This window comes from Chitinophaga sp. (assembly GCF_039596135.1).
GTDB lineage: Bacteria > Bacteroidota > Bacteroidia > Chitinophagales > Chitinophagaceae > Chitinophaga.
Window position 1 is genome coordinate 20,096 of record NZ_JBCNKH010000077.1, and the last position, 8,885, is coordinate 28,980.

Below are 8,885 nucleotides of genomic sequence, written 5' to 3' on the forward strand. Positions count from 1 at the left end.
GTCTTTTATATCGAGAAGCATCAAATAGATTCTACAATTAAGTAAGGAACATGAACAGAGATTTCCCGTTAATGAAAACGGCCAGCAAGCATCTTGCCTGGCAGCGAACCACTATTGCCTTTCTGTTGCTCTTTCTGAATTTCCAGTTACGCGGGCAAACGATCAGTCCCCCGATTGTAACGATCAAAGGGAATAATATGACCCTGGAAGCGATCTTTAAATCGATAGAGCAACAAACTGACATTACCTTTTTCTACAGTGGCAACATCCCTAAAAATGACATTGTTGGCCAGGTAAACTACTCTGGCGCCAAAGTCACGACTGTACTGGATGATTTATTGAAAGGGCGCAACCTCGCCTATGAAATTAAAAAGAACGTCATCCTGATCCGGAAAGAAGAAAAGCCTGCAGCTGTTTCGGAAAAGAGCCCTGAAGTAAACCAGGAACAAATACTTTCCGGCCAGGTCATCGCAGAAGATTCCAAAACACCCTTGCCCATGGCCACCGTGATGCTGAAAGGCACCAATATCGGGGCTACCGCGGACCAGAATGGTTTTTTTAAACTCAGACTAAATGGTGGCAGCAGGGTACTGGTGGTACAATATGTAGGCTATGAAACCAGGGAGGTGAACCTGAATGGTAAGAATAACCTGGAAATCCTGCTCTCCCCCAAAGACAATACCATCAAAGATGTGGTGGTGGTGGCTTATGGTACCCAGAAGAAAACCAGCATGGTAAGCTCTATCACCTCCATCAATCCAAAAGAGCTGAAGGGTCCTACCTCTAACCTGACCACTATGCTGGCAGGTAAGATTGCAGGTGTGATCTCTTACCAGCGAAGCGGCGAACCCGGTGCTGACAACGCGCAGTTCTTTATAAGGGGTGTTGGTACTTTTGGCGCCGGCAAGGTAGATCCGCTCATCCTGATCGACAATATTGAATCTTCTTCAAGAGACCTTGCCCGGTTGCAACCTGATGACATTGCCGGTTTCTCTGTGCTCAAAGATGCGACTGCTTCCGCACTCTATGGAGCCAGGGGGGCCAATGGCGTGATCCTGGTCACTACCAAAACCGGTGTTATCGGGAAGATGAAGTTCAATGCACGTATTGAAAATTCGACATCTTCCAACACCCGCAACTTTGCACTGGCAGACAATATTACTTATATGAAACTGGCCAATGAAGCCACGCTCACAAGAAATCCGCTCAGCGCCCTCCCCTACTCCCAGAATAAAATCGATCATACCGCTGCAGGCGATGATCCTTTATTATATCCCAACAACAACTGGATAAAACAGTTAATTAAGAACCATACCAACAACCAACGTTATAATATCAATGCCAGTGGCGGTTCTGACAAAGCCAAGTACTACCTGGCCATGACTTATAATATTGACAACGGCATCCTGAAAGAAAACGATCTGAATAACTTCAGTAACAATATCAAACTGCGGTCTTATTCTATCCTGTCAAATACGACCATCAACCTGACTAAAACTACGGAAGCACTTGTGAGTATGAAGGGACAGTTTGATGATTACAACGGACCTATAGGCGGTGGTGCAGCTGTGTTCTACAATGCTATCTGGAGCAATCCCGTGGCTTTTCCGGCTGTATATCCGTCCAGCTTAATGCCTTATGTAAAACACCCGTTGTTCGGCAATGCCCTGATTCCGGGGGGTGGTGCATTGTATGTAAATCCATATGCAAAATCCATCTCTGGTTTCCAGGCGACCAATACCAGTACGCTGACTGCACAGCTGAGCCTGAAACAAAACCTGGATGCAGTGACACCCGGTCTCTCTGCCAGGGTGATGGCCTATACTACCCGGTATGCCTACTTTGCAGTATCCCGTCAGTACAGTCCTTATTACTACCAGGCGAATACAAATGAAGGAAAGTTTTCAGGCCTGACCCTGATCAATGACGGTAGCGCAGGCAGTGTAGGAGCTACACCTACTGAATACCTCACCTATTCACCGGGAGACAAAGTGGTGAACACCACGACCTATGCCGAAACTGCGCTGAACTATTCCAGGATTTTTAAAGAGAAACACAGTGTGGGTGGTATGCTCATTGGTACCATCAGGAACTATGTTACCGGCAATGCTTCCACCCTGCAATTGTCACTGCCTTCCAGGAACCTGGGGGTTTCAGGCAGGTTTACCTATGGCTATGACAATCGTTACCTGTTCGAATACAACTTCGGTTACAATGGTTCTGAACGTTTTGCTGCCAATCACCGCTTTGGTTACTTCCCTTCTATTGGCGGTGGCTGGATTGTTTCGAATGAGAAATTCTTTTCTTCTTTGGCGAATACCGTACAGCAGCTGAAGTTCAGGTTCACCTACGGCCTGGTAGGGAATGATCAGATCGGGAATTCAACTGACCGCTTTTTCTATTTATCAGATGTGAATCTGAATGGCAATTCCGCCGGATACTTTGGTACGCAATTCAATTACAGCAGACCTACAGTGGCCATCAATCGTTATGAAAATAAAGATATTACCTGGGAAATGTCTCACCAGACCAACATCGGTATGGACCTCACTATCTTTAAAGATCTCTCACTCACAGTTGATGCTTACAGGCAGGTACGTAGCAATATCCTCATGGTCAGAACTACGATTCCCTCTTCCATGGGTTTGCAGGCAGACATCTCTGCCAACTCGGGGAAGGCCAGCAGCAAGGGTGTGGACCTGATGCTGAATTACCTCAAAACATTTAATAACAGCCTGTGGATACAAACGCGTGGTACCCTTACCTATGCAAAGAGTAAACTGCTGGTGAATGAAGAACCACAATACGCAGCCAATAACCAACACTTATCTAAGGTAGGCAACTCGTTGGGACAGATATACGGACTGGTAGCAGAGAAACTCTTTGTCGATGATGCAGAGGTAAGCAATTCGCCTGTACAATATGGTCAGATCATGGCCGGCGATATTAAATACAGGGATGTAAACGGAGATGGTACCATCTCGAATGCAGACTTTGTGCCGATCGGTTTCCCGACTACGCCTGAACTGATATATGGACTGCTCTTTTCTGTAGGCTATAAGAGCTTTGATATCAGCGCTGCCTTTCAGGGTTCCGGCAGGTCATCCTTCATTATTAATTCAGCGAATACAACGCCTTTTTACATCAATGGTGGCAACCAGAATGGTCTGCTGCAGGCAATTGCAGACGATCACTGGTCTGAAGACAACCGAAACTCTTACGCCTTCTGGCCAAGGTTAAGCAATACCATTTCAGAGAACAACAGGCAGACCTCTTCCTGGTGGCTGCGGAGTGGTTCATTCCTGCGACTGAAATCAGCAGAAATCGGGTACAACTTTTCTGACCGTGTGTTAAGAAAATTCCGCCTCAGTACGGGTCGTGTTTATGTAAATGGTATGAACCTGCTTACCATCAGCGCGTTCAAAATATGGGATCCGGAAATGGGTGATTCCGGTCTGGGCTACCCTATTCAAAGGACTTTTAATACAGGATTGGCCATCGGGTTTTAAGTGTTAATTAAAGAACAGAATTTTATGAAAAATATTCGCTTGTTCATAATTGCAGCATTGCTGACTACATCCTGCAAAAAAAACTTTCTGGATGTAGTTCCTGATAATGTGGCAACCATTGATAATGCCTTTACTTCCAAAACAGAAGCTGAAAAGTATTTATTTACCTGCTATTCGTATCTCCCCATCAGTTTTGACCCTACTTACAATGTAGGTTTATCTGCCAGTGATGAGGTCTTTGTACTAGACCCCACCAGTGCAATCAGGTCTACTAACGTGCTTCGTCTGCCTTATGGAGATCAGAATATTTCAAGTCCTATTGCCAACTTTATGACCGGCGAAAGAGATGGTACTGCCAGTTACAAAGCGATCAGGGATTGCAACATCTTCCTGGAAAACATCAGCAATCAGAGTAAAGTGCCCGACCTGGACATTGATACCCGTGAGCGCTGGATTTCTGAAGTGCAGTTTCTGAAAGCTTACTATCACTTTCTCATGTTCAGAGCGTATGGCCCTATTCCGATTATAGATAAGAACCTGCCCATCAGTGTGGCCATCGAAGACACCTATGTAAAGCGCCAACCGGTAGATAGTGTGGTGAATTACATTGCCAACCTGCTGGATGAAGCCGCTGTACACCTGCCAAACAGTATCAATAATATTTCTTCTGAACTGGGCCGCATTACTAAACCGGCTGCACTTGGCCTGAAGGCTAAGTTGCTCGTGACTGCTGCCAGCCCTTTGTACAATGGTAACTCAGATTACGCTGCCTTCAGGAACAAAGATGGTACTGCCCTATTTAATCCTGCTTACAGCGTGGAAAAATGGCAGCGTGCCGCAGATGCATGTAAAGCAGCGATAGACCTGGCTACGGCACAAGGCGTTCAACTATACGAATTCCCGGCGCAGACCATTCCCTTGAGTTCAACTACCATGACCCAGATGAGTATCCGCAATTCCATGAGTGAACCATGGAATAGTGAGCTGATATGGGGGAATACGACCAGTATTACCTGGGCCTGTACTTTCCTGCAGCGCTGTGGGATCGGTCAGTTCGATTTTGACAACGCAGTGGCTTCTAAAACTGCGGGACACCCACTCATGGGGCCTACCATCAAAATGGCGAAGCTGTTCTATACAAAGAACGGTGTACCTATTGATGAAGACAAAACCCTGGATTTCTCCAATATCGCCACCCTCCGGGTAGCCAATCATGAGGAGAGATTTAACATCAAGGAAGGAGAAACTACTGCCCGGTTAAATTTTGACAGAGAACCCCGTTATTACGCGGATCTTGGTTTTGACAGGGGTATCTGGTATATGGCCAACAGTCCTTCAAAAAGCGATGAAAACACGTTTTGGTTAAAGGCAAGAGGTAGTGAAACCAGCCAGTCATCGCCGGTGCCTGTCTGCGGTTTTTATATGAAGAAAACAGTGAACTGGCATATGGACTGGAATACGCTCACCTACCCTTCTTACCCTTATCCTGAAATGCGGCTGGCAGATATTTACCTGTTGTATGCCGAAGCATTGAATGAAGCACAGGGGCCACAGAATGATGTATATGAATACATCAACCGTGTGCGGGCAAGAGCAGGTTTGCAAACAGTACAAAGCGCCTGGGCCACTTATAGTAAGAACCCTACCAAGTATACTACTAAAGAAGGCATGCGGGCGATCATCCAGCGGGAACGTGCGATAGAGCTTTGTTTTGAAGGACATCGTTTCTGGGACCTGCTGCGGTGGAAAACGGCTGCACAGGAACTGAGTGGCAATATTACCGGCTGGGTAGTGAGCGGACAAACGCCGGAGTTGTACTACCGTGAAGTCTCTTTCCTGGCCAGGCACTTCGTAGCGCCGCGCGACTACCTGTGGCCGATAGATGAAGATGACATACTGGAAAATCCGAACCTGGTTCAAAATCCTAACTGGTAAAACAGACAACACATGAAGTTATCATATATCATACTTTTATTCTTATTAGCTGCATCCTGCACCAGGGATGATTTGCGTAGTCCTGTATCTAAAAATAGTTCACCTCCGGGAGCTGTTTCCAATGTAAAGGTGGTGAACCTGAATGGTAAAGCTGCGATCACGTACACCCTACCGGGCAATGATGATCTTTCTTATGTAAAAGCAGAATATGAAACATCTGCGGGGCATCCGAGGGAAATAAAAGCCTCTTACTATGTGAATACACTTACGGTAGATGGATTTGGCGATACACTGCCACATGTTATTAAACTGTATGCAGTCAATTCCAGTGAGGTAGCTTCTGAGCCTGTCGCTGTTACTGTGGAACCGCTTACACCGCCTATCGATCTGGCGCTAAGATCGCTGAAAGTAGTGGCTACATTCGGAGGTTTCAATCTTACCTGTAATAATCCTACAGAAGAAGATCTGGCTATTATTCCGCTGGTAGATACTACCGGCAGTGGAGTATGGGTGCAGACCAGCGGTATGGATAATATTTATAGTAACAGTCCGATCATTACAAGTGCGGTCAGGGAGCAACCGGCAGTAGAAAGGCGGTATGCATTTGTGGTGCGGGACAGATGGCTGAATTATTCAGATACGATGTATGAAACGCTGACACCGATATTTGAACAGTTACTGCCTAAATCAGAGTGGAGTAATTATGTATTGCCGGGTGATGCGGAGATATTGAACAATGGTGGTCGTACCGATGTAGCTTATATCTATGACGGCAATTTCCACCCTGGCTGGCCACAGTGTTTATTTACGGTAGAGCAGGCAAGTTCTTCGCAGATGGTGACGCTGGACCTGGGCAAGGCACATATTTTCAGCCGTATGCAGGTGAATCCTTACAAGGAAGTGGGTAGTGTGTATTATGTGAGGGGGAATGTAAAAGACTTTGAGATCTGGGCATCTAATTCTCCCAGTTTAAGTGGGGCGCTGGATGCAACCTGGACCAGGCTGGTAACCTGTCATGTTACGAAACCTTCCGGTTCAGCTTATGGCACGGAAACGACGGCAGATCAAACCCTGGCATACAATGGCTGGCAGTTTGACTTTCCGGCGTTGGAGACTGCTTATCGGTACGTAAGGATCAGGAGTCTTTCCAACTGGCAGGGTTCATACTTTATAAACATAGCCGAGTTCACGCTGTGGGGTAATTAACAATTAATAATCTATTATGATGCAAAGAGCATTAATCATATCAGGCATGCTGACATTGCTGTTCGCATGCTCTAAAATGGATGAATTCAGGGATAAGTATATGGCGGATGGCAGCATTGTTTATCCCGGCAAAATGGATTCGGTAAAGGCATATTCCGGTAGAAACAGGGCCGAGATTACGGGGCTGTTTACATCCGATCCTAAGATTACAAAGTACAAGGTGTTCTGGAATAGCAGGCAGGATTCAATTGAAGTGCCAGTAACGAGGACGACGGGAGTGGATACGGCGGCAGTGATCATACCAGATCTGCCGGAAGGGCTCATGAGTTTTGAGGTCAGAACGTATGATGCGCATGGGAATATCTCTATTCCCGTTACAACATCTGCGAACATATATGGGGAGTTGTACCAGAGTGCATTGATCAACAGGGGTATTGCCAATGCAGAGATGCAGAATGATGGTTCCGCGTTGATTAAGTGGGCAGATGCGAGCAGTGATGCGGGTACAGTGAGTATGCGGATAAAGTATACGGACAATACCGGTATGGCACATGATACGTTGATTTTGTCTGTTCTTACTGATATGACTACTACGTTGCCTGCATTTAAAGTCGGATCAGGTATTAGTTATCAAACAGCCTATTTGCCCAATGCTACGGCAATAGATACATTCTACACCGCATTTGAAGCGTTTCCAGTTAAGGCAGATGTTACAGCGCTGTACCTGAAGAATACGGGCCCTTTTGACAGGGCTACCTATGATGGTGGACGTTGGGGTACGCTGGCGGCGCCATGGGTGACGAGCGCAAATGTGATCAATCACTCCGGATATGGTGGGTATGCGTCTGAGACGTGGTTGAATGTGGGCGGATTTTTGGTGATGGAGTCAGGATGGAGTGGAACAGCGAATATTATCAATGGTAAGATTTCCCAAACGACTACATTGCCGGCAGGGAATTATATATTCCAAGTGGCTTGCTACACAGAGGCGTTGGATCCGGTGTATATAGTAGCAGCGGCTGGCAGTTCATTGCCGGATATCAGTGGGCTTTCAGGTGCTTTGGGGTATGGAGCATTTCCGACCAGCAGGTATGTAAGTGCGACGGTATCGTTTAAGTTCACGCTTGATCAGGAACAGGAGGTAACGTTAGGATTCCTGGCGACGATGACGTCGGGGAATCAGTATTGGCGGGTAGGGAGTGTGAAGTTGATAAAGAATTAGGAGGAACGGTTGTCCTTATAATTATGAATGAAAGGCGTGTATCTGTATAGGTACACGCTTTTTTTATATAATTGCTGAAATTTCCTGGATGGTATAGGTGGGGTTCAATACTTCGCAGTCGGCTTTTTGACCATATCCGTAGGCAGCCCAGCAGGAGGCGATGCCACAGTTATTGGCGAAGAGGATGTCGGTGTGGGTATCGCCTATCATGAGCACTTCATTGTTATTTTTGATATTGTATTTTGGGCTGATAAGGGTTTGGTAAATCATGGGATCCGGTTTGGATTTTAAACCAAGTTCCGGGAAGGCGCCTTCAGCGATAATGAGGTCTGTATGGTCAAATAATTCCAGGGATTTTAATGATCTTTCAACAGCCGCCATGCCTTTATTACTGAGGACAATAATGGTTTTCCCCTGGTCCTTTAATTTATTGAAAACAGTGGCGGCACCATTAAATAAAACGGTGAGTTGTGCTTCGCATGCTTTATACTGTTCGCGGTATATTTTCGCAATTGTTTCAACATCGTCGGGGTTGAGTTGGGAAGCCTGCGGGTGTAAATATTTGATTGTGTCATGCAAGGCGCCTCCTTTGCTGACAGCGGTTAGCATTTCTGATTCATCAGGGGGAGTGATGCCGCTTATTTTGAAGGTTTGGCTCATGGCATGGTGGATAGTGGGGAAGGTATTGCAAATGGTGCCGTCGTAATCGAAGAGGTAGTAATTGTAGTGGTTCATGGTTTAAATGTTTAATTTTGGGAGTAAAAGTAATGAATAGGAAGGAGTTTTCCCCGCATACTTGCCCCCGTTGTGGGTTGCTGATGGCTTTAGACCCGGTATTTTGATGAAATCGTTGTCAAATCATAAGGACTCCAAAAAGTCATTATAAACCGTATTGATCCTACCAATCCTCCTCACCCACAACCACACCAATAGCATCCACATCGCAATAAAAACCGCACCTACTGCCCATCCCGCATTAAAAAATACCACCACACTCCCCATCATCCCCCCTC

The 8,885-nt window shown here is 46.1% G+C and carries 5 protein-coding genes; 4 read left to right on the forward strand and 1 reads right to left on the reverse strand.

The annotated features are described in order from the left end of the window. Nucleotides 1-50 precede the first annotated feature (50 nt). Genes ABDW16_RS27005 through ABDW16_RS27020 form a run of 4 tightly spaced genes read left to right on the forward strand, consistent with a single transcriptional unit; the run spans nucleotide 51 to nucleotide 7,872 of the window. Nucleotides 51-3,509 carry a TonB-dependent receptor gene (locus ABDW16_RS27005; protein ID WP_343674131.1) on the forward strand — a complete coding sequence of 1,153 codons (3,459 nt, stop codon included), beginning with the start codon at nucleotides 51-53 and terminating at the stop codon, nucleotides 3,507-3,509. 24 nt (nucleotides 3,510-3,533) lie between these two features. After that, nucleotides 3,534-5,444, forward strand: a complete 1,911-nt coding sequence (locus ABDW16_RS27010) for a RagB/SusD family nutrient uptake outer membrane protein (protein ID WP_343674132.1) — start codon at nucleotides 3,534-3,536, stop codon at nucleotides 5,442-5,444. 12 nt (nucleotides 5,445-5,456) lie between these two features. Further along, on the forward strand, nucleotides 5,457-6,650 hold the full coding sequence (locus tag ABDW16_RS27015) for a DUF5000 domain-containing lipoprotein (protein WP_343674133.1): 1,194 nt from the start codon (nucleotides 5,457-5,459) through the stop codon (nucleotides 6,648-6,650). A gap of 16 nt (nucleotides 6,651-6,666) precedes the next feature. After that, complete coding sequence (locus ABDW16_RS27020; RefSeq protein ID WP_343674134.1) at nucleotides 6,667-7,872, forward strand: DUF4998 domain-containing protein; 1,206 nt, start codon at nucleotides 6,667-6,669, stop codon at nucleotides 7,870-7,872. Between the two features lie 63 nt (nucleotides 7,873-7,935). On the opposite strand, the gene ABDW16_RS27025 is transcribed toward ABDW16_RS27020, so the two are convergent. Then, on the reverse strand, nucleotides 7,936-8,607 hold the full coding sequence (locus ABDW16_RS27025; RefSeq protein WP_343674135.1) for an HAD family hydrolase: 672 nt from the start codon (nucleotides 8,605-8,607) through the stop codon (nucleotides 7,936-7,938). Nucleotides 8,608-8,885: the final 278 nt, after the last annotated feature.